This window comes from Glutamicibacter halophytocola (assembly GCF_001302565.1).
Taxonomy (GTDB): Bacteria; Actinomycetota; Actinomycetes; order Actinomycetales; family Micrococcaceae; genus Glutamicibacter; species Glutamicibacter halophytocola.
Genome location: NZ_CP012750.1, coordinates 3,313,046 through 3,333,917 on the forward strand (window position 1 = coordinate 3,313,046; position 20,872 = coordinate 3,333,917).

At 62.2% G+C, this 20,872-nt stretch carries 20 protein-coding genes; 8 read left to right on the forward strand and 12 right to left on the reverse strand.

Annotation, left to right across the window (positions count from 1 at the left end; all coding sequences use genetic code 11):
- The first annotated feature begins 167 nt into the window (after positions 1-167).
- Positions 168-599 (forward strand): VOC family protein, encoded by a 432-nt coding sequence (locus tag AOZ07_RS15320; protein WP_060702774.1) that lies wholly within the window; start codon positions 168-170, stop codon positions 597-599.
- Positions 600-613: 14 nt separating this feature from the next.
- Here the strand turns inward: AOZ07_RS15320 and AOZ07_RS15325 are convergent, their stop codons facing one another.
- The 3 genes from AOZ07_RS15325 to AOZ07_RS15335 all read right to left on the reverse strand — a co-directional run bounded on the left by AOZ07_RS15325 (position 614) and on the right by AOZ07_RS15335 (position 3,366).
- Positions 614-1,453, reverse strand: a complete 840-nt coding sequence (locus tag AOZ07_RS15325; RefSeq protein ID WP_060703507.1) for an SGNH/GDSL hydrolase family protein — start codon at positions 1,451-1,453, stop codon at positions 614-616.
- A gap of 108 nt (positions 1,454-1,561) precedes the next feature.
- Complete coding sequence (locus AOZ07_RS15330; protein ID WP_060702775.1) at positions 1,562-2,674, reverse strand: 3-isopropylmalate dehydrogenase; 1,113 nt, start codon at positions 2,672-2,674, stop codon at positions 1,562-1,564.
- Positions 2,671-3,366 (reverse strand): GntR family transcriptional regulator, encoded by a 696-nt coding sequence (locus AOZ07_RS15335; protein ID WP_060702776.1) that lies wholly within the window; start codon positions 3,364-3,366, stop codon positions 2,671-2,673. Before AOZ07_RS15335 ends, AOZ07_RS15330 begins: the two co-directional genes overlap by 4 nt.
- A gap of 166 nt (positions 3,367-3,532) precedes the next feature.
- Between AOZ07_RS15335 and AOZ07_RS15340 the strand changes: the two genes are divergently transcribed.
- The 3 genes from AOZ07_RS15340 to AOZ07_RS15350 are packed head-to-tail and all read left to right on the forward strand — an operon-like array spanning position 3,533 to position 6,579.
- Entirely contained in the window at positions 3,533-4,984 is a 1,452-nt protein-coding gene (locus AOZ07_RS15340) for an aldehyde dehydrogenase family protein (protein ID WP_060702777.1), read from the forward strand.
- Positions 4,985-5,010: 26 nt separating this feature from the next.
- Complete coding sequence (locus AOZ07_RS15345) at positions 5,011-5,781, forward strand: SDR family NAD(P)-dependent oxidoreductase (protein ID WP_060702778.1); 771 nt, start codon at positions 5,011-5,013, stop codon at positions 5,779-5,781.
- A gap of 24 nt (positions 5,782-5,805) precedes the next feature.
- Positions 5,806-6,579: a FadR/GntR family transcriptional regulator gene (locus AOZ07_RS15350; RefSeq protein ID WP_060702779.1), complete on the forward strand. Its 774-nt coding sequence runs from the start codon at positions 5,806-5,808 to the stop codon at positions 6,577-6,579.
- Positions 6,580-6,593: 14 nt separating this feature from the next.
- Here AOZ07_RS15350 and AOZ07_RS15355 read toward each other — a convergent pair whose 3' ends face one another.
- The 5 genes from AOZ07_RS15355 to AOZ07_RS15375 are packed head-to-tail and all read right to left on the reverse strand — an operon-like array spanning position 6,594 to position 13,141.
- Positions 6,594-8,009, reverse strand: a complete 1,416-nt coding sequence (locus AOZ07_RS15355; RefSeq protein WP_060702780.1) for an amidase — start codon at positions 8,007-8,009, stop codon at positions 6,594-6,596.
- Positions 8,010-8,036: 27 nt separating this feature from the next.
- Positions 8,037-9,791 carry a dipeptide ABC transporter ATP-binding protein gene (locus tag AOZ07_RS15360; RefSeq protein WP_060702781.1) on the reverse strand — a complete coding sequence of 585 codons (1,755 nt, stop codon included), beginning with the start codon at positions 9,789-9,791 and terminating at the stop codon, positions 8,037-8,039.
- A 3-nt stretch (positions 9,792-9,794) separates the two neighbouring features.
- Positions 9,795-10,646 (reverse strand): ABC transporter permease, encoded by an 852-nt coding sequence (locus AOZ07_RS15365; protein WP_060702782.1) that lies wholly within the window; start codon positions 10,644-10,646, stop codon positions 9,795-9,797.
- The gene (locus AOZ07_RS15370) at positions 10,646-11,593 is read right to left on the reverse strand and encodes an ABC transporter permease (RefSeq protein WP_060702783.1); all 948 of its coding nucleotides are present in this window, start codon (positions 11,591-11,593) and stop codon (positions 10,646-10,648) included. The genes AOZ07_RS15365 and AOZ07_RS15370 overlap by 1 nt, the downstream gene beginning before the upstream one ends.
- A 27-nt stretch (positions 11,594-11,620) precedes the next feature.
- Positions 11,621-13,141 carry an ABC transporter substrate-binding protein gene (locus AOZ07_RS15375; RefSeq protein WP_060702784.1) on the reverse strand — a complete coding sequence of 507 codons (1,521 nt, stop codon included), beginning with the start codon at positions 13,139-13,141 and terminating at the stop codon, positions 11,621-11,623.
- A 183-nt stretch (positions 13,142-13,324) separates the two neighbouring features.
- Between AOZ07_RS15375 and AOZ07_RS15380 the strand changes: the two genes are divergently transcribed.
- Entirely contained in the window at positions 13,325-14,083 is a 759-nt protein-coding gene (locus tag AOZ07_RS15380; protein WP_060702785.1) for a FadR/GntR family transcriptional regulator, read from the forward strand.
- Positions 14,084-14,111: 28 nt separating this feature from the next.
- Here AOZ07_RS15380 and AOZ07_RS15385 read toward each other — a convergent pair whose 3' ends face one another.
- Complete coding sequence (locus AOZ07_RS15385) at positions 14,112-14,696, reverse strand: GNAT family N-acetyltransferase (RefSeq protein WP_060702786.1); 585 nt, start codon at positions 14,694-14,696, stop codon at positions 14,112-14,114.
- 128 nt (positions 14,697-14,824) lie between these two features.
- On the opposite strand from AOZ07_RS15385, the gene AOZ07_RS15390 reads away from it, so the two are divergent.
- Genes AOZ07_RS15390 through AOZ07_RS15400 form a run of 3 tightly spaced genes read left to right on the forward strand, consistent with a single transcriptional unit; the run spans position 14,825 to position 17,648 of the window.
- Positions 14,825-16,099 carry a sensor histidine kinase gene (locus tag AOZ07_RS15390; protein ID WP_084793299.1) on the forward strand — a complete coding sequence of 425 codons (1,275 nt, stop codon included), beginning with the start codon at positions 14,825-14,827 and terminating at the stop codon, positions 16,097-16,099.
- Positions 16,087-16,776, forward strand: a complete 690-nt coding sequence (locus AOZ07_RS15395) for a response regulator transcription factor (protein WP_060702787.1) — start codon at positions 16,087-16,089, stop codon at positions 16,774-16,776. The genes AOZ07_RS15390 and AOZ07_RS15395 overlap by 13 nt, the downstream gene beginning before the upstream one ends.
- Positions 16,773-17,648, forward strand: a complete 876-nt coding sequence (locus tag AOZ07_RS15400) for a DUF4097 family beta strand repeat-containing protein (protein ID WP_060702788.1) — start codon at positions 16,773-16,775, stop codon at positions 17,646-17,648. The genes AOZ07_RS15395 and AOZ07_RS15400 overlap by 4 nt, the downstream gene beginning before the upstream one ends.
- 310 nt (positions 17,649-17,958) lie before the next feature.
- Here the strand turns inward: AOZ07_RS15400 and AOZ07_RS15405 are convergent, their stop codons facing one another.
- From AOZ07_RS15405 to AOZ07_RS15415, 3 genes are all read right to left on the reverse strand, one after another.
- Entirely contained in the window at positions 17,959-18,804 is an 846-nt protein-coding gene (locus tag AOZ07_RS15405; RefSeq protein WP_060702789.1) for a hypothetical protein, read from the reverse strand.
- Positions 18,785-19,873, reverse strand: coding sequence for a hypothetical protein (locus tag AOZ07_RS18295; RefSeq protein WP_207758455.1), 1,089 nt, complete (start codon positions 19,871-19,873; stop codon positions 18,785-18,787). Before AOZ07_RS18295 ends, AOZ07_RS15405 begins: the two co-directional genes overlap by 20 nt.
- 127 nt (positions 19,874-20,000) lie before the next feature.
- A complete protein-coding gene (locus AOZ07_RS15415; protein WP_075972516.1) occupies positions 20,001-20,828 on the reverse strand; it encodes a PspA/IM30 family protein in 828 nt (275 codons plus the stop codon).
- Positions 20,829-20,872 lie beyond the last annotated feature (44 nt).

A 20,872-nucleotide genomic window follows, 5' to 3' on the forward strand; every position in this document is an offset into this window, starting at 1 on the left:
TCAGGGTGCTTTCAAGGCCCCGGCCAGCGGCACTGCCACAGTGCCCTGGCCGGGGCCTTGTCGTATCCTGCCGGAAGTTGGCCTGTGCCCTTGATCTGGCACGAAGCATGGCGCAGAGTAGTACTTGCCATCAAGCAGCACCCGCCGAGACTGAAGCGAGAATAGCCATGGGCCGAATGATCTTCGTCAACCTTCCAACCGCAGATCTAGCCACAGCCGACAAGTTCTACGAGGCATTGGGTTTCACGAAGAATCCCGCCTTCTCCGATGAGAATGCCACCTCTTGGATCATCGACGAGAACATCTTCGTCATGAGCCTGCAGCAAGAATTCTTCTCCAGCTTCCTGGTCAACGGCGACAAGCCGGGCCTTGGCTCCGGCCAGCGCGAAGCACTGAACGCCCTGTCTTCCGAGACCCGCGACGGCGTGGATGAATTTGTCGCCAACGCCCAGGCCGGCGGCGGAAGCATCTACCGCCCAGCTGATGAGCCATTCCCCGGAATGTACCAGGCAGCCGTCCAGGATCCCGACGGCCACGTCTGGGAAATTTCCTGGATGAGCCCAGAAGCCTTGCAGTCCATGGAAGCACCAGAGGGCTAGGCCCGGACCAAACGCTAGGACACCTCTGAATTCCGCAAATGCCGCGCATCCGAAAGTGCGCGGCGTTTGCGGAATTGCTTTTTCATCCCCTTGGCTGGATACATCGGTTCTGGCCACCGCGGCTGAAGCACATCGCCCAGGGTCACTCCGCGCAGCCGGCGCCCGAACATCGGCAGCACCCATTGCCGCAGCCATTCCACATCGCGCTGGGTGGCCTGCCAGAATCCCACCCGCTCGGCAGCACCGAGCGGATCAAACTCCAAGTGGTGCTCTGAACCGAGAATCTCAAGGATCCGGATGGCCATATAGCGGTGGCCAGCACGGTTCATATGCAATTTATCCGTATCCCACATGCGCTTATCGCGGTAGGCATGCCACTGCCAATAATCCACGAGCACCACATTCTCCGGATGCATCAGCGCCAATTCGCGCACGCACTCGTTAAAACGCCAGTTCCGCCTCTTGAACGGAGCCAAAACCGGATGCACCGGGATGTCGAAGCCGGTGAACAGCAAGACCTTGGCTCCGGTCGAAACGAGGTCGGCCACGGCCTGGGAGTATCGCTCAAGGAAAATTTTCATATCCTTGCGGAACTCCAAGATGTCGTTCCCGCCGGCATAGAAGGTAATCACTTCCGGTTTCAGTGCCAGCGCCACCGGAATCTGCTCCTCGATAATCTGTTCCAGGCGGCGGCTGCGGATCCCCAGGTTCACGTATTGCCACTGCGGGTCCGCCTTGGACAATTGCTTGGCCACCCGGTCGGCCCAGCCGCGCACGCCGTTGGGCAGCCGGGGCTCCCAGTCCCCCACGCCTTCGGTGAAGGAATCTCCCAGCGCCATGAATAGCCGTCCCATGATAGCGACGCTATCGGCCATAGCTGACGAACCGATGGATGGATGGCAAACGCATGGCCACCTGGAGGTGGACGTTCGGCCAACCCGGGCTTCGCAAGGGCTTGGGCTTCAGCGGCTTTCCGCCAGGCTGTCCATCACCGACAGCCCCTCGACTTTGCTGAAGTCGGTTCGGATCTGCGAGGAAACCACTGCAGCTATTTCCGTCGTGCTCATGCCCATGCCCGGGCCGGCGAGCGCCGGAAGGTCTTTCAGCACGTTAACGGCGGCCGCTTCAATTGCCTGCGCCGCTGCCTTTTCGCCCAGGTGGGCCAGCATCATCGCGGCGGAGAGAATCGCTCCTACCGGATTCGCCCAACCTTTTCCGGCGATGTCCGGGGCTGAACCGTGGATCGCTTCAAACATGCTCGGTGCCGAGCCATCAAGATTCAGATTCCCGCTGGCCGCAACCCCTAGTCCGCCCTGGATGACCGCGCCGAGATCCGTGATGATGTCGCCAAACAGGTTGTCGGTAACCACGACGTCGAACTTTTCCGGGGCTACCGGCAGATGGAAGCACATCGCATCCACGTGGACGTAATCCACGTTGACTTCCGGATATCGTGTGGCCACGGAATTCACGACGTCTTGCCACAGCTTGCCGGCTTCAATGAGGATGTTCTTCTTGTGGCACAGGGTCAGCTTCTTGCGGCGGTTCATGGCCAGCTTGAACGAGTATTCGACAACCCGCTCGATCCCCTGCCGGGTATTCACGGATTCCTGGATGGCAACAGTATTAGGCGTATTGGCATGGATGGTGGAGCCTTGCCCCACATAGGCGCCTTCGGTGTTTTCCCGCACGATGACCAAGTCGCAGCGTTCAGGGGTGAGCCCGGCGATGGGAGTCGCAACGCCGGGATAAAGCTTGACCGGCCGCAGATTCACTGCCTGCTCGAAGGCCTGGCGCATCGCAAGGATGAAACCGCGTTCCAGTATTCCTGGTTCTACCGAGGGATCGCCCATGGCACCAAAAAGCACCGCATCATGGGTCCGCAGCTGCTGCGCCAGATCGTGATTCCACAGTTCGCCGGTGGCTAGATAATGCTTCGCACCTGCCTTGTAGTGGTGGTACTTGATGGAGAGGCTAAAAATATCCTCGGTCGCCGCCAGTACTTCCAGGGCGCCGTCCATGACATCGGGACCGATGCCGTCTCCGGGGATTACTGCGATGGAATAGCTGTTCACGACGCGGTCCTTTCATTGCCATCGATCAAGTTGAGCAGTTCGTCAAAATACTTCTGCAGCTCCTGCTGCGCCTGTGGAACAGAGCCACGGATGATCGCTGCCATCGACGTCTCGATATGGCGATCCAAGGATGCAGCGGCTTCTTCGTACCAGGCACAAGCAGGCAGAAATACTTCTTCGCTCATGCGCACAAGCGGCACAGACCTGCGAAGCTGGTTATTCCTGCTGCACTCAAGAAGACCGGTGTGGAATCCTGAACGGCTTCGAGGCGTCCATGGGCCGGGATTGCCAGCCGCGAGTTGTTCCAGTTGTGCTGCTGTGCCGTGTTGCACGAGTTCGCAGGCGCCGGTTTCCATGATCCGCCGGTAGGCCAGGACTTCCTTGAGCAGGTGGCTTGCCATCCGGGTTACCGAGGCCCGGCCAAGGTCATCAATCTGAATCATGCCGTCGTTTTCAAGCAGGTTCAGCGCATCGCGCAGCGGGGTCCGGCTGACGCCGAGCTGTTCCGATAGCCACGCCTGTGGCAGCTGCTCGCCAGGTTGGTAGCGCCCTGAAAGTATGCGTTCGCTGATGAGTCCGGCTGTTTCACGCGCCAGGGATACGTTACTGCGCCACGTGGTTGACATGTTCACCGCCCGGATCCGGAACCACCGATTCTCCGGTTCGGTATCCAGAGACTCTTCATTGACCATTACTGTTCCCCGAGCATTTTTGCTTGTCAATGGTTTCATCGATTTTTGCTCAGTTATGGGGTCACTTTTAATAAATCCATTGACTGCGAGCTAGATCACTGATTAGCTTTGAACACCTACTGGTCTGACCAGTAAAACTTCCACTAGCGACCGCTCGAAAGTAGGAATGGTGTCGACTTACCTGAATGCCTATCCAGAAGGATTGCCGATCGGCGGCCATTGGGTTCCGTGCGAGGACAGCGCCGATATCGTCTTCCCTTTCGATTCTTCGCTGATTGCTTCCGCACCGGTGGGAACCGTGGATCACGCAGCCCAGGCCCTGGACGCCGCCGAGAAGGTAGCCGACGAGGTCGAAGGGCTGAGCACCGGTACCCGTCGGTCAATCCTTTGCTCTGTTCATGACCGGCTGGCAGAACATCGCGAAGAACTGGAGCAGCTTCTGGTTCTCGAAACCGGGAAGCCGCTGGTTGACTGCAGGGTGGAAGTGGCCCGCACGCTGACCACCTGGTCCTCGGCCGCCGAAGAAGTCGCCCATATCCATGGCGAAACCGTTCCATTGGACTTGCAGCCATCGGGCGAAGGCATGATGGGCTTCTGGGTGCGCAAGCCCGCCGGCATCGTCGTCGGCATTGCCGGCTTCAACTACCCGCTCTTGCTGGCAAGCCACAAGCTGGCCCCGGCAATTGCCGCTGGCTGCCCCATTATCCTCAAGCCGGCCCCCAACACTCCCCTCGCAACCTTGTGGGCAGTGCACATCATCCGCGAGGCATTGGCCGAGCATTCGGTGAACCCCGGAGCCGTTCAACTGGTCACCGGTGGCATCGACGTTGGCGAACGCCTCGTGGGCGACCCGCGTTCCGCGGTGGTTTCCTTTACCGGTTCCGCGGCTGTAGGACATCAAATTGCCAAGAACGCCGCCCCGCGGAAAACCGTGCTCGAGCTCGGCTCCAACACCGGCTTTATTGTCGCCGCAGACGCCAGCATTCCCCAGGCGGTGGACGCCGTTCTGCGCGGCGGCTTCTACGCCAACGGGCAGGCCTGCATTTCAATCCAGCGGGTGCTGCTGGACAAGGAAATCGCCCAGGAGTTTCAGGCACAGCTTCTGGAGCGCCTCGGCGAAGTCGCCGTTGGCGATCCCCGCTCCGCGCAAACGCGGGTAGCGCCCGTGATCAATGAGGCATCAACACAGCGAATCCTGGGCTGGATCAACGACGCCGCGGCCCATGGCGCCCAGGTGCTGGCTGGCGGCGAGCTGGAGGGCAGGGCCCTGAAGCCAACCGTGGTCCGCGATGTCCCCCGGGATCTGCAGCTATGGAATGAAGAAATCTTCGGGCCCGTTATCTGCCTGGAAACAGTCCCCGATCTCGACACGGCTTTCGAGATCCTCAATGACTCCAGGTACGGGCTGCAGGCGGCCATCTACAGCAGCTCGCTCAAGACCGCATTCCGCGCCATCGACACCCTCAAGGTCGGCGGCGTGGTCGTGAACGAAATCCCGGGATTCCGTTCGGACATCATGCCCTACGGCGGGGTCAAGGACTCGGGCATTGGCCGGGAAGGCCCGCGCTTCGCCATAGAAGAGTTCACCGTAACCCGCATGGCGCTGATCCGGCCATAGCAGCCCACAGAGAAAGAAGCCCACTAGTGGACTACACGCAATTATTTCAGTTCGCCTCACGCCGCGTGCTGGTCATCGGAGCCGGCAGCGGCATCGGGCGCGAAGCGGCCCTCGCCCTGCATGCGCACAATGCCCAGGTCATTTGCGCCGATCTGAACGAAGCGGCCGCCCGGGAAACGGCAGCCCTGCTCGGCGGCCATGCGACGGCCATCGGGCTCGACGTGCTCGACCACGACGCGGTCCGGGCCGCCGCCGAAACCTACCAGGACATCTCGGCCCTGGTCTTCACCGCTGCCATGAACGTGCGCAAGCGCATCGTCGATTACACGATGGAAGAATTCGACAAGGTCGTCAACCTCAACTTGCGCGCCTCATTCTCGCTGATCCAGGCCTTCGCACCGCGCCTGGCAGCCAACGGCGGCGGATCCATTATCGGCGTGGCCTCGATTCGCGCTTCCGTGGTGGAGCCGGGACAAAGCGTCTACGCGGCAACCAAGGCCGCGCTGGTGCAGCTGGTTCGCACCGCCGCGGCAGAGTTCGGCGAGCAGGCAGTGCGGGTCAATGTCATCGCCCCGGGAGTTGTCGAAACCCCGCTGACCGCGCAGATCAAGGCCAATGAGCAGTGGTACAACGCCTACGCCACCAAGAGCGCCCTGGGGCGCTGGGCGAAACCCGAGGAAATGGCCGGAGCCATCGTGTATTTGGCTTCCGACGCGTCGAGCTTCGTCACCGGATCGGTGTTGAGCGTTGACGGCGGATGGACCGCCATCGACGGCCGTTTCACACCGCCAAATTGATCCGAGTCGAGGAAGATACCGCCCATGGCGCAGCCACTGCAGCCCGCAGAACCACCGAAGGCGCGAGCCTTCGAAGCCATTGTCGATCACATTGAACGCCAGGTGCTTTCCGGCGAGCTCAATCCCGGAGAGCACCTTCCCGGCGAACGCGAACTGGTCACCGCCTTCCAGGTCAGCCGCTCCTCGGTGCGCGAAGCCATGCGCGTGCTGGAAAGCAACGGCATGATCGCTTCACGTCCTGGCGACCCCCGCGGGGCGGTGATCCTGGCACCGACCTCGGGCCCCTTGCAGAAAGTGATCTCCCGGCTGGCCCAGGCCTCGGCATCCAGCCTCGCGGACCTGCTGATTTACCGCATGACCCTGGAATCATCGGCTAATTCCCTGGCCGCCACCCGGCGTACCGAAGCCGATCTGCTGCAGCTGGAAAAGGCCATGGCGCGGATGCGCGCGGCCCGGGCACAGGGACAAGAGGCCTTCAGCAAGGCCGACTTGGATTTCCATGATGTTGTGGCCAATGCCAGCGGCCATGCGCTGTTGCGCATTTCCGCTGAGGCGGTGCGCGACTCCATCGAGCAGCTCATCGCCGCAAGCATCGAGCAGAGCCCCGATGACCATGCGCTGATGCAACGCACCATCGACCACCACGACCAGGTATTCCAGGCCATACGCGACCAGGACGCCCACCTCGCCGAGCACCTGGCGCGAAGCAGCCTTTTCGAGTACTACGGGCACCTGCTGGCCAAGGACGAGCAGATCGCCTTGTCCGCTCTGGCCTCGTTCGGCAGCAACACCCGGTAGCCGCTCCTCCCGCCCTAGTCCAGGGCCAGCCAGTTGGGCACAGCGCTGGCCGGCCGCTGCGACTCGTACCAGCTGGCCGCTGCGAGCACCTGGTCATCGGCACCCACCCGTCCGGAGAACTGCACTCCGATGGGCTTGCCGTCGCTGGTGAATCCGCAGTTCACCGTTGCGGCGGGCTGCCCCGACATGTTGTAGGGAACGGTGAAGCCGATGTGGCTCATGGTGGCGTGGGGATCGGGGTTCGGCATCGGCTGTTCCGCGCGGAAGGCGGGCATCGGCGACACCGGGGAGATCACCAGGTCGTAGGCGCTGGTCGCGGCAATCGTCGCCTTTTGCATCTGGTCGATGGCTCCGAAGTTCCTGATGGTCTGCGCTCCATCGAATTTTGCGCCATCGGTGCACCACGCGGCGATGTAGTCCAGCACTTTCGCCTGTTCGCTGGCCGGCAGTTCACGGTAATCGGCCAGCGATCGAGTCCTCCAAAAGCCATCCAGCCGATCAAGCATGCCCTGATCGATGAAGGGGGCCAGCACCTGAACCCGGGCACCTGCCGCGGCAAAGACCTCGGCAACGGCGGAAACTGCCGAGGCTATTTCCGGTTCCACCGGATCACCGGCATTCGCATCAAGGTGAAGCGCGACTTTCAGGCCCCGCACGCCAGGCAGCTCTGCGGCCCAGTCCATGGCCGGATACGGGCGTGCCGTGTAATCGCGCAGGTCCGGCTGGCCCAGGATCGACATGAACAGGGAAATATCGGCAACGCTGCGTCCCATCGGACCGGCAGCCCGGCCGATATATGGCACGTCCAGGGGAATGAGCCCGGCGCTCGGCTTGAGCGTTGCCAGCGCCTGCCAACCGCCGGGCAGCCGGATGGAGCCACCGATATCCGTGCCGACATGCAACGGGCCATACCCGGCGGCCGCGGCAGCCCCCGCTCCGGCGCTGGACCCGCCAGTGGTCCATTCGGGGTTCCATGCGCTGCGTGAAATTCCATGCAGGCTGGAAACCCCGGAAGAGAGCATGCCCCAGTCGGGCATGGTGGTGGATCCGACAATCACCGCGCCCGCCTCCAGGATGCGATCGGTGATCGGCGCGTTCTGCGCGGGGATGGCGGGATTCGACAGCGCGGTGCCCGAGGGCATCGGGATTCCCTTGCGGGCGATATTCTCCTTGACCGTCACCGGCACCCCGTCCAGGGCGCTCAGCGGCCTTCCGCTGGCCCAGCGCGCTTCGCTTTCCCGGGCTTGGCGCATCACCTCACGCGGATCGAAGGCGTACATGGCGTTGAGCACCGGTTCGCGTTCTTCGACCCGGCTGATGACCGAGCTAGCCACCTGGACCGGCGAAAGCCCGCGCGCCGCGTAGCCCGCACCGAGTTCACGGGCAGAGAGCTGGTGCAGGGCTGTGGAGTGCTCTGATATTTGTGACATGCGGGCCTCTCAGTATGTGCTGCGTGCCTAGCGGGAGGCTAGTTCCTCGCGAAGTGACATCGACGAATTGACCAATGTCCGGGTGTATTCATGGCGCGGATTTCCATAGATCTGCTCCGTGGTTCCGCTCTCCACGATCTGCCCATGGTTCATCACCACCACGTTGTCGCAGATGTAGCGCACGACGGAGAGGTCATGGGAGACGAAGACCAGCGTCAGCCGGTAGTCGTCGACCAGATCCGAGAGCAGGTTGAGCACCTGGGCCCTGACCGAAACATCCAGCGCGCTCACCGGCTCATCGGCAACCAGGACCTTGGGCTGGCAAACCAGTGCGCGGGCGATGGAGATCCTTTGCCGCTGCCCGCCTGAGAACTGGTGCGGGAATCGCTCGGCAGCCTCCGCGGGCAGCCCCACGGCCCCCAGCATCTCAGCGACCTGCCGGCGATGCTTTGCGCTGTCCACCTTTTGGCCCGGTGCCAGCAGAGGCTCGGCTATGATGTCCCTGACCTTCATGCGCGGATCGAGGGAGCCCATGGGATCCTGGAAGACGATCTGCAGTTGCTGGCGCAGCTGCAGCAGGTCCTTTTCCTTGGCTCCGGCAATCTGGTTTCCTGCCACCTGCACGCTGCCGGAGGTCGGCTGGTCGAGCCCTGCCAGGATGCGCAGCAGGGTTGATTTCCCCGACCCCGATTCTCCGACCACCCCGAACCTTTGCCCGGCGGCCACGTCAAAGGAGATTCCGCGCAGGGCCTGGACTTCGCCGGGCTTGCCGAAGAGCGCCGTGCGGCCCGCAGGATAGGTTCTGACAAGGTCCTTGACGCTGATCACCAGCTGATTGCCCTCGGCGGCTGCCTGCGGGGCAGCGGTCGCAGCGGGCTTCTCGGCCTCGGCTTGCACTTGAGGCTGTGCCTGCGGATCCTCGATGGTGGGCGGCGTATAGGCGGCGGCCGAAGCGACGGTGAACAGCCTTCCCTCGGCATCGGTCGCGTTCAGGTCCGAGGCCGCCAGCAGGCCCCGGGTATAGGGATGCTGCGGGTTGCTGAAGACCTGGGCGGTGCTTCCTTCTTCGACAATGCGCCCGTTGTTCATCACCAGGACCCGGTCGCAGACGTTGGCCACAACGGAGAGGTCATGGGTGATGAAGAGCAGCCCGGTGCCCCGTTCGGCCACCGATTCCTGGATCAACTCCAGCACTTGTCGCTGCACCGTCACGTCCAGGGCCGTTGTCGGCTCATCGCATAAGAGCAGCCCGGGGTCGTTGGCCAGGGCCATGGCCAGCATGGCACGCTGGCGTTGGCCGCCCGAGAGCTGATGGGGATAGGCCCGTGCGGCGCGTTCAGGATCCTGCAGCTTCACGGAGGCCAGCAGTTCCACGGCACGCTTGCGGGCTTCGGCCTTGGTGGCAACTACCTTGTGGGTGGTCATGATCTCGGCGACTTGCCGCCCGACCTTCATCAACGGGTTCAACGCGGTCAGCGGTTCCTGGAAAACCATGGCCATGTCCTTGCCGCGGATCTTCTGCAGTTCCTTGTCGCTGGCGTCCACGAGATTTCCGGAATGCCCGGCCAGCTGGATCGAGCCTTGCGCGCTGGCTCCTTCGGGAAGCAGGCCCATCAGTGCCGAAGCGGTCATCGACTTGCCGGAACCTGATTCTCCAATCAGGCCTACCCGGTCCCCGCGTTTCATGCTCAGGTTGAAATCGGCCACCAAGGTGCGGGTCTTGGTCTTGATCGCCAGGTTGGAGACGTCCAACAGGCTTGAGCGCACGTCGTTGTCAGCCATGGTTCAGCGCTCTCCGTTCAGCTTCGGGTCGAATCTGTCGCGCAGGCCATCACCGAGCAGAGTGAAGCCCAGGACCGCCGTGGCGATGGCCAGGCCCGGCCATACCGCCAGCATCGGGTAGGTGCCCAGGAACTGCTGCGATTCCTGGAGCATGCGCCCCCAGGACGGAACCGGTGGAGGGGTGCCCAGGCCCAGGAAGGACAGCGCGGCTTCGGCCAGCACCGCGATGGCAAAGGAAACGGAGCACTGGACAACCACCATGCCGATGATGTTGGGCAGCACGTGGCGCCGGGCGATCCGCAGGCCGTTCTGGCTCGCAGCCTTGGCGGCCATGATGTACTCGGTGCTCATGACCTGCAGCGTCCCGCTGCGCGCGACCCGGGCGAATCCTGGAATCGACCCGATGCCAATGGCGAGCATGGCGGTGAGCGTGCTGGCCCCGAAGACCGCGCCGAACATGATGGCGACGAGCAGCGCCGGGAAGGCCAGCAGGATGTCTGCGCCGCGCATCGAGACTTCCTCGGCCACCCCGCCGCGCATCCCGGCCAGGATCCCCAGCGGGGTGCCGATCAGCAGCGCGATGCCCACGGCCACCAGGCCGACCAGCAGCGTGATGCGCGCACCGTAGAGCACCCCGGAAAACACGTCGCGTCCGTAGCGGTCGGTGCCCATCAGGTGCTGGGCGCTGGAGCCCTGCAACCTGTCGGCGGGGACCGCCTGGATGGGATCGTAGGGCGTCCAAATGAAGGAGAGCAGCGCAGCGAGCAGCACCAGCGCTACCAGCGATCCGCCCACAATCAAGGTCGGCGAGAGCTTGCGCCTCGCGGGCTTGGCCACAGCGTGTACTTGTGCCATTACGCTCCCTTTCTGATGCGCGGATCCAGGATCGTATAAAGCACGTCCACCACGAGGTTGATGATCAATGTGATGGCCACCAGGACCATCACCACCGACTGGACGGTGAGCAGATCGCGATTTCCCACGGCATCGAGCAGCATGGAACCCAGGCCCGGAATCACGAAGACGCGTTCAATGACCACGGCCCCGATGATCAGCGCCGCCAGCTGCACGCTGGTCACGGTCAGCACGGGAATCGATGCATTGCGCAGCCCGTGCTTGACCAGTGCCGGCATTTTGCCCAGCCCCTTGGACCGCGCGGTCCGCAGATAGTCTTCGCTCATTACTTCCATGACTGCCGATCGGACGTAGCGGGTCAGGATCGCGCCCTGGACCGAGGCCAGCGCCAGCACCGGCAGGATGACCCGGGCCAGGAAGTCTCCGAAGTCGGCCCCCGGCGGGGTCCAGCCATTGGCTGGCAGCCAGCCCAAGCCCACGGCAAACACCACAACCAGCAGGATGCCGGCAAGGAAGTTCGGAATCGCCACGCCCAGCTGGCTGATCCCGCTGATCAGGATGCCGCTGGGGTTGCGGTGCTTGACCGCGGCGTAGGTTCCAAAGGGCACCGCGATGGCCAGCGCAACGATCATTGCCATGATGACAAGGATCAAGCTGACTTGGACCCGGTCGGCGATCAGCGGGCTGATATCCTGCCGCGTGACGTATGAGGTGCCGAAGTCGCCCAAGGGCAGGCCCAGCGCCCAATCGAAGTACTGCACGATCAGCGGACGGTCCGTCCCGAATTCGGCACGGGTCTTGGCCAACAGCTCGGGCGTTGCATTCACGCCCAGCGCGATCTGCGCCGGGTCCCCGGGGATGGCCCTCATGAAGAAGAACACCGCCACGGTCGCAACCACATAGGTGACGACAAACCTCGCCACATTGATCAGTATTCGAAGTCCCATCAGCGTTTCCCCTCAAACGGCGGCTTGCTAGTTCCAGCCGATCCCGGTCAGGTCCAGTGCTTCGGTGACGGAGTTTTCCGGGATGCCGGTGACTCCCGATTTGGCGACAACGATGTTGGGGAAGATGAACAGCGTGTCGGCCGCAGCGTCGTCCACGATGGTCCGCACGACTTTTTTCATGCCCGCGACATAGCCTGCTTCATCGGCGGCATCGGCCTTGGCCGCGATGTCCTTGATTTTCGAGTTGTCGTAGCCCAGGTAGTAGTCCGGGTTGTTGAACATGGCCAGCACATCGCGGCTTTCCACGGCCAGCACCACCGACATCTGGTAGTCCTTCTTCGTGAAGACCTGATCCAGCCATACGGCCGGGAACTCCGCGGATTCGATGCTGGCCTTGATGCCGACATCGGCCAGTTGGGAGACCACGATTTCGGATACCGCAGTTGCGTAAGGCCTGGTGGGTACCGTGAAGGTGATGCTGAGGTCTTCTGCCCCGGCTTCTTTCAGAAGCTGCTTGGCCTTCTCTGGGTCATAGGGGTAGACGTCGTTGAGATCCTCGTAGTAGGGGTCTGTGGTTGGGACCGGTCCGCCCACTACGGTGCCGTAGCCATTCCAGGCGGTATCAACCACCGCTTGGCGGTCGATGGCGTACATGACCGCTTGGCGGACGCGCTTGTCATCGAAGGGCGCCTTCTTGTTGTTCATCGACAACACGATTTCGCCATTGGACGTTCCTTCTAAGACCTGGAACTGGTCATTGGATTCAAAGGAGGAAAGCAGCTCGGGAGACTGCATGTTGTACACGACGTCTACGTCCCCGGATTGCAGGGCATTGGTTGTTGCCACCGCGTCGGCGAAGTAGCGCAGCGTGGCCTTGTCGACCGCTGGCTTCTGGCCCCAGTAGTCGTCGCGGGTGGCAAAGTCGATCGACTGGCCGCGGTTCCACGCTTCGATTTCATAGGGCCCTGTGCCGATTGCGGTGCTGGCCAAATCCTCGACGCCGCTGGGGTCGAACATGGCTCCGACCAGGGTTCCCATGTCGAAGAGCCAGGCGTTGCTCGGCTTCTTCAGCGTGACGGCCACTTCGGTGTCGTTGATGACCTTCACCGAATCGACGATGTCCATCTTGGCTTTCAGGCTGGAAACCCAGGCATCGGATTTGACCCGGTCGATGCTGAATTTGACGTCATCAGCGGTGAAGGCTTCTCCGTTGGAGAAGGTGACGCCCTCGCGGAGCTTGAAGGTATAGGTCTTGTTGCCGTTGCCCAGTTCCCACGATTCAGCCAGCAGGGGCTGGATCTTGCCGTCCTGGTCGATCTCGACCAGGCCTTCGTAGACGTTGGACATGAGCGCCTGGGGAATTGCGGCGCCGGCGGTCGTGGTGAAATCGAGGTTGACCGGCTCGCCGGTCAACGCCACGGTGACCGAAGACTTTTGGCTGGCGTCCTGGGTCGCGGTCGAGCTTGATCCGGCCGAGCAAGCGCTCAAGGCCAGCGTGCCAACAAGTGCTGTCGTAACCAACCGGCAGAGGTTCTTCTTCGCGCTCATGATTCTCCATCGTTCAACGTGACAATGAGTGATGTGATCCATGAAACACCATCCATGCTGATATTTCTACTAAGTTTTCTGGTCTTACCAGTTAGAGAAGTTTTCGTTTTTGCCTGCCATTGAAGCGCCAGCTGGGATATCTTTGTCCTCAACCGAGTGTTTTCGATCCAGGAAAGGCACCAGATGAGCAAGCTGACTTTTACGCCGGCCGTGCCAACGTTGACCTACGAGCGGGTAGTCCAGCAGATCGAAGAAGCGATCCTGTCCAAGGAGATCAAGCCGGGACAGCATCTGCCCAGCGAACGCGAGCTGATGGCTCAATTCTCGGTCAGCCGCCCCACGGTTCGCGAAGCGCTCCGGGTGCTGCAAAGCCAGGGGCTCATTGCTTCCAAGCCCGGAGGCCGCAGCGGCCCGGTGGTCCTGCCGGTGTCCACGGATCATCTGGGCCGGTCCTTCGCCAACCTCACCCGGATTTCCTCGCTGTCGCTCGACGAGCTGGTGCAATTCCGCATCGTGCTGGAAAGCTCTGCCTGCCAGCTGGCGGCAGTCATGCACAATGAGGAGCAGCTCGCCGCGATGCGCGATGCCATCGAGCGCATGGAAATCGAGTCCGGCACCGGCTCCGATTCCTTCAACCGCGCCGACCTGGATTTCCACGCCGCCGTATGGGAAGCCAGCCACAACAGCATCCTGCGGATCTGCGGCGAAGCCGTCGCCGGCGCCATCTTGCAGGTCATGAATGACCAGATGAGCCACGCGGATAATGAAACCCGCGAAATGAAGAAGGTCGTCTCCCTGGACCGCGCCATCTTCGATGCCATCGAGGCCGGCGACCCGGTGGCCGCTGGGGACGCGGCCAGAACAGCGATCTCTTCGTACTTCCATAAGAGCCTGGATGAACAGGGCCTGCTGGGAGTCAAGGCGCTCACCGAGAAACGCTAGCCCCGGTCCGCCGCCGCAAGACCGGACCTCACAGCATCTTGCGCATGATCAGCCTGGGCAGCCGGCTGGCCAGGGCATCGCTGACGCCAACTACCTCGAAGCCGGCCTCTTCAAACATCTTGCGGGTCCCGACAAAGGCCATGGTCAGATCCATCCTGCCCTCGGGATCCACCGGGTATGCTTCCACCGCCGGAGCACCCAGGCTCTTGGCATAGTCCAGCGCGCCGAGCACCATCTGGCGATTCACTCCCCTGCGCCGATAGCCTGCCCGCACTACCATGCAGATGATGCTCCAGACCGCGACCTCGTCCACCGGGCGAATCAGCTTCGAGTTCTGCAGCCTTGGAATTAGGGCCCGCGGCGCAATGCTGCACCACCCCACCGGCTCGCCATCCAGGTAGGCAATGACTCCCGGGGCGATCTTTTCGCGGCTCAGCGAGCACATCGCTTCATAGCGGTTCTCCCCTCCGCGGTCCCGGATCTCCTGGGCGCTGAGCCGATGGGACAGGCACCAGCAGTGCTTCTCGCGGTGATTGGGATTCACTACCGCAGCGAAATCCGGCATCCTCGGCTCGGTCAGCGGTTCAATTCTCAGGGCAGGAGCGATGTTCATGCCACCATCTTGCGCTTGACCGGCATCGATGGCCAGAGCCCGGGGGACGAAAAAGTTCGGGTTTTCCCTAATGAACTTCTCCGGTTCCCTCGGTATCCGCACTGACCTGCGCAATCTACTGTTGAATTATGACTTCGACACCCTGGTCCCTCGCGGGCACCTCAACCGGGCGCCCTCCGCTGAAATTGGGCCTCACCCTGCTGCATTTGGCAGTGCTCGGCAGCTTCGGCACGATCGGGCTTTCGCTGCTGATCGCCTGGCTGGCCCTGGGCTTAGGGCTGGTCCCGCTGCTGGGCATCGGACTGCTCTTCCTGGCCGCGTTGCTGGCCACCCTCTTCGCCGTGGCCCGCGCGGAGATCCTGCGCATCAGCGGGCTCTACGGCATCGACGCGGTGCCGCTGCACTGGCCGGCCCGCCGCGGCCCCGGCTTCGGCGAGTACCTGAGAACCCTCGGCCGCGCGCTGGGCGACGGGCGCATGTGGGCAGCCCTGGGCAGCCTGGTGCTCTCCTGCATCGCCGGCACAATCATGCTCGGCGTGCTGCAGTGGACGGTGCACTTCGCGATCATTTCCTTCGCTCCGCTTTCCAGTGCAGAGACTGTGGCAGGTCCCTTCTCGCTGCATACCCCGGCCGCCCAGGCCCCGTGGCTGATGCTGCTGGCCATCGCGGGAGCCGGACTTGTCATCGGCACCGCCTTCTTGCACCGAAGCATCACCGTCGGCATCATCGGGTCCCTGGCCCGGGAAACCGAACTGACCGAGCGGGTGCGCAGCACCACGGTGCAGCGCGAAGGCGCGGTGCGCGCCGCCGAGGTGGAACGCACCCGGATCGAGCGCGACCTGCACGATGGAGTCCAGCCCCGGCTGGTCTCGGTGGCGATGACCCTGGGCCTGGCCCATCAGCAGATCGACAGCAACCCCGAGCAGGCCAAGGAATTGGTGGCCGAGGCCCACGCCTCCACCAAGTCGGCCATCACCGAGCTGCGCCAGCTCACCCGCGGCATCTACGCCTCGGTGCTCGATGACCGCGGCCTGGACGCGGCGCTATCCGCGGTCGCCGGCCGCTCGCATATTCCGGTCCAGCTCGATGTGCAGCTTCAGGGACGCTACCCCCGGGTGGCCGAAGCGGCCGTGTACTTCGCGATCGCCGAAGCGCTGACCAACGCCGCCAAGCACTCGCGGGCCCAGCGCTGCCTGGTCACCGTGCGGGTGCGCGAAGCCAACGGGCAGCCGCACCTGTGGGCGCGGGTTGAAGACAACGGCGTGGGCTCGGCCCGGATCACCCCCGGCGGCGGATTGGATGGCATCAACAACCGGGTGCTGGCAGCCGGTGGAACCCTGCACCTTCAAAGCCCTGCCGGCGGACCAACAACCGTGGAAGTGAGCGTGCCATGCGTGTACTGATTTGCGAGGACTCGGTGCTGCTGCGCGAAGGGCTGGTGCGCCTGCTGGATCACAGCGGCCACCGCGTCGTCGCCGACCTGCCCGATGCCACCGGGCTGATGGACTTCCTGGGCTCGGCCACCTCCGAGGACTTCCCGCAGATCGCCATCTTGGATGTGCGGCTGCCGCCAAGCTACACCGATGAGGGCATCCGGGCGGCCTTGCAGATCCGCAAGGCCTACCCTGAGCTGCCGCTGCTGGTTCTCTCCCAATATGTGGAGGAACGCTACGCCTCGGAGCTGATCTCCACCCAGCCCGGGGCCATCGGCTACCTGCTCAAGGACCGCGTGGCCGATGTCAGCGAGTTCATCGCCTCGCTGGAACAGATCGCTGATGGCGGCACGATCCTGGACCAGGAAGTGGTGGCGCAGCTGTTGACCCGGCGGAACCACGACGACCGGATGCAGCGGCTGACCGATAGGGAACGCAGCGTACTGGCCGCGCTGGCCGAAGGAAAATCCAATCAGGCGATTGCCGCCTTGCTCTTCCTCTCGGAAGCCAGCGTAGAAAAATACATCACCTCCATCTTCCAAAAGCTCGGACTGGAAGCCGACGGAACGGGCAACCGGCGTGTGCTGGCCGCCCTGGCGCATATGCACAACCTGGGCACCAGCCACACAGACAGGAACGGATCATGACTGACACGCAAACCACCCCAATGCCGCCGGTTCCTCCACAGCCCAACGGCAAGCCCCGGGGCAACGGCACGGCGCTGAATATCATCCTTGCCGTGATCGGCGGCCTGGTGATCCTGACCGTGCTGATCAGCTCGGCACGCAGCGCCTTTGCCGCGCTGAGCCGGGATAACGCCACGCAGAGCGCCAGCGTCCAGGGGGTCACCGGCCTGCAAATCACCGCCAGCGCGGGAAGCTTCGATCTGCGCTTTGCCAAGATCCAGGAAGCCACCTTGGAGGTGGAGAGCACCAATTCCCGGGACTGGGAGCTGAAGCGCGAAGGCGGCAAGCTGGTTGTCGACTCCCCGGATTCCTGGGGCGACTGGTGCTTCTTCGGCTGCGGCTTTGATGAAAACACCGCCGTGCTGACCCTGCCCGAGTCAATGAACGATGGCAGCCTGGATGCGTCATTCGAACTCGCCGCCGGAGACTTCAACGCTGTCGGCTCCTACAAGAACCTGGAGATCGAGGTAGGCGCCGGTGCATTGGACATGACCGGGACGGCGCAGTCGGCCAAGGTCCAGCTGGGAGCGGGCCGGGCCGACGTGTCTCTGGAAGATGTGCAAACAGCGGACTTCGACATTTCGGCAGGCCGGCTCTCGGGTGCCCTGTCCGGAACGGCACCGCAGAACATCACCGCCAAGGTCAGCGCAGGTTCCCTGGATCTTGAGCTTCCCGGCGGCACCTACGATGTGCGCCAGAGCGTTGAGGCCGGGGACGTGAGCAACCTGCTGGCCACGGACATGGACTCGCCGAACAAGATCTCGGTGGATGTATCAGCTGGCCATGCCACCTTGTACCCGCAGGACTCCGGCCCCGGCCCCTGGGACAACTAATCAGGACCTGGCAAAACAGCGCGGGCTGCCAATGATCAAGAATCATCCACCAGGCCAGCGGGCGGCGGGAATTTTCCCGGCCGCCCGCTGTCGCGGGTTTAACAGGATGCTGGGCAACTCAGACCGCGATCAGCAGAACTTCGCATCATGATCGGAATTGCCGTCCTGGCGAGACCCGAAAATCGGGATCTGCCAAGCGGAACAGCATTTTGGTCTGAAGCTATCACGGTGTAGCACTCTTTTGTCTAGCAACCTCAGCCTCGCACCTGCCTGTGAAGAAGTTTTCGGCGATGCCGGCAAGCACCGGGTTTTACTGCCGTCTGATCGCTATCCCGCCATCGACGAGTGCATTGATGAGATCTTCTGCCAAGAACGCTACCGACAGGGAAACCTGCGAAGGATCACCGAGTCCAGCTTCAGCTCGACCGGCCATCATGGAACCAGCCGATTCTGGACCAGCCGCGAAATGCTCTCTGAGATAGACCAGAGCTTCCATGGTGGATTGCTGGCTCAATTCGTCGTTCAAAAGACTCAAAAACCGGTTCCGAAGTTCTGATGTTTCTACGCTTCGGAGTATTCGATACGAATCGTGGGCGTCTTTGTCGTTCGAGCGCATGGGAGTTTGAAGACGTTCGACGATCTTGTGAATTTTTGCCACTAGAAGCGCAGCTGGCCCCGCAACTTTTGCAGAAATCGACCGGTTGTCGGCAAGGTCCAGCGAGGTAATCTCTTGAACATCGAAGTCGACAAGTGTGGCTTCGATACCCCGTGTTTGCCGGGCTGAAAATTTATCATGAGGCGGGATGCTGACGCTTCGTCGACCCGACCCAGCCAGTTTCCGGGGAACCATCAGATCCACAGGGATCCCATCCTCACGCAGCCACGATCCGGGTTGAGCACTTGGCAAAAACCCTGCGCGCCGCATGGCTTGTTCGATTCGTGGATCGTCTTGCAGAAGACGTGGATCCAGCGAAAAATCGCTATCGTTCGTCGCCGGAGCCAGTGCGACGTCAAGCTCCCCAGTGCGCAGGTAGACCGCCTGCGCGCCAATCACTACCAATGCATCGCGTTGGCCCTCCAGTGCTTGAAGCGCGTCTAACAGGCCTGCGCGCGCACGAACGAGAAGGCCATGAGAATCACCGCCATAAGGACTCATTGGCCGCCATCCATCTGATGAGTTCTTCTGCTTCGCCAGGAGCGCGCCCTGGACCGGTCAGGAGGTCCACGGCCACCTGCGTAGGCGCGGCAATGCTCAAGCCATCCTCCCGCTGGCGAGCACCGTCGGTCAACACTGAATAGGCTGGTTCTGCAAGCAAGACATTTGCTCCCGAGTCCGTAGCGCGCAATCCCCAACGTTGGGCAATTTCGGATGGGTTCTGCGCATAGGCCATCAGAGATCGGGATGGCGCATAGGGGGCCCACGCCTGGGCAGCGACGGACCCGGTAACCGCGTACGTACTGGGATCGGTTGCCAAGGCCAAGCCGATTGCGCTCTCAATGCCTCGTGGAGCAATCCATTGCGTGACAACGTTTGTAGCAAGAAACTCGTAATCGAGGGACCATCTGCGCAGGAGTGGTTCCCACGCGGGGATTCCAATAGTCGAGTCGTCGTTGCGCACCAGCAAGGCTTCCGATTCCAGGAACTCAACCACCCTGTATGCGGAGCCAGTGGACGTACGGGCGGCGGTGGCCAGCTGCCTCATTCGCCAAGGCCCGGGCGCATCAAGCAATGTACGGGCCACGCGTGCGGCGGGTTCGCCTTTCAGATTGCCTCGCGGACGGCCAGGTCCACGCCATGGATCCAGGTCCAATCCTCGATCGGCAATGAATAAAGCTGGTGCATCGGAACGAATGTAGATGTTGCCCGTCGCGTCAACGTAGGAAATTCCCGAATCTGCGAGCTTGTTGCGCACCGAAGGCGATAGGTAGCGGGCAGCGACTAGCCCTATGTCCCATGCCCCCACGCTCTGCCCGGAAACCAATTGTTCCGTTAGCTGTGCGACATTTCGCGGATCAATTACGCTCTTGGTGTTAACGGCAATGCGAGCAGATTCTCCGGCAGGACTGGAGAATCGCATCAGGGCGTCAACCGCCGTCGCTGAGCTAGCCGTTTGCGGCTTGTCCACTGTCCAACCAGCAGGAAGCCGCTCTTCAAGAGCACGCTTCAATCCCTGGATGAGCATGCGCTCGGTGACCTGCTTGGGAAGCTCCCGGGCTGTTGACATGTTCAGATAATAGCATCTCTCCGTCAACGACGGAACAGTCTAGTTTTCTGAACAAAAAGCTCCCGCAGAACTTCGCGCTGATTTCCCAGCGAGTGTTCTACGGGAGCGTTTAAGAGGTCTACGAGGACTAGGCCTGCTTGTTCTTCAGCGCGGCCAACCGTGCCTCAACCTCGGAAAGATCAGGTGCTGCGGCTTCCAGCTCTGGGCCGGCTGGTGCCTGCTCGATGACGTCTTCCGGATTGTTGCTGGACTTCAAGGCCGCCAACCGGGCGTCAACCTCGGAGGCAGCCCCCAGATCCTCAAGCTGGGCGAACTGCGCATCAAGCGATGAGGAAGCCAGTTCCTGGGCGCCTCGGACCTTGGCCTCGTCCTGGCGGATCTTCTGCTCAAAACGGCTGATCTCGCTGGATGGATCGCTGAAGTCCAAGGCCTTCATGGTGTCCATCATCTGCGTCTGGGTCTTGGCATTGCGGGCACGAGCCACCAGCTCATCGCGCTTGGCTACCAGCTCTTGGCGCTTGGACTGCATGGAATTCAAGCCGGTCTTGAGCTTGTCGACCACTTCGCGCTGGCTGGTGACGGTGGACTGCAGCGAGGCAGCTTTCTTCTCCGCCGACATCTGGCGCTGGATGGCGACGGTGGCCAGCTGGTTGAATTTCTGCTGGTTGGAAGCGTCCCCGGCAGCGGCATATTCGTCCGCCTTGTTCGAGGCAGCCACAGCCTTGGTGCCCCATTCGGTGGCTTCCTGGCTCAGCTTGGCCAGGTCGTCCTCGGCCATCCGCAGATTGCCGATGGTCTGGGCAACAGCCTGCTCAGCCTGGGCAATGTTGTTGGTGTAATCGCGGACCGTCTGGTCCAGCATCTTCTTTGGATCCTCGAGGGCGTCCAGTGCCGCGTTGGCGTTGGCCTTGCCGATACCGAAAATTCGAGCCCAAATTGAGCGTTTCTGTGCCATGGTGCGTCCCCTTCATCGTCCTTTGCTTAAAAGCTTAGGGGAAG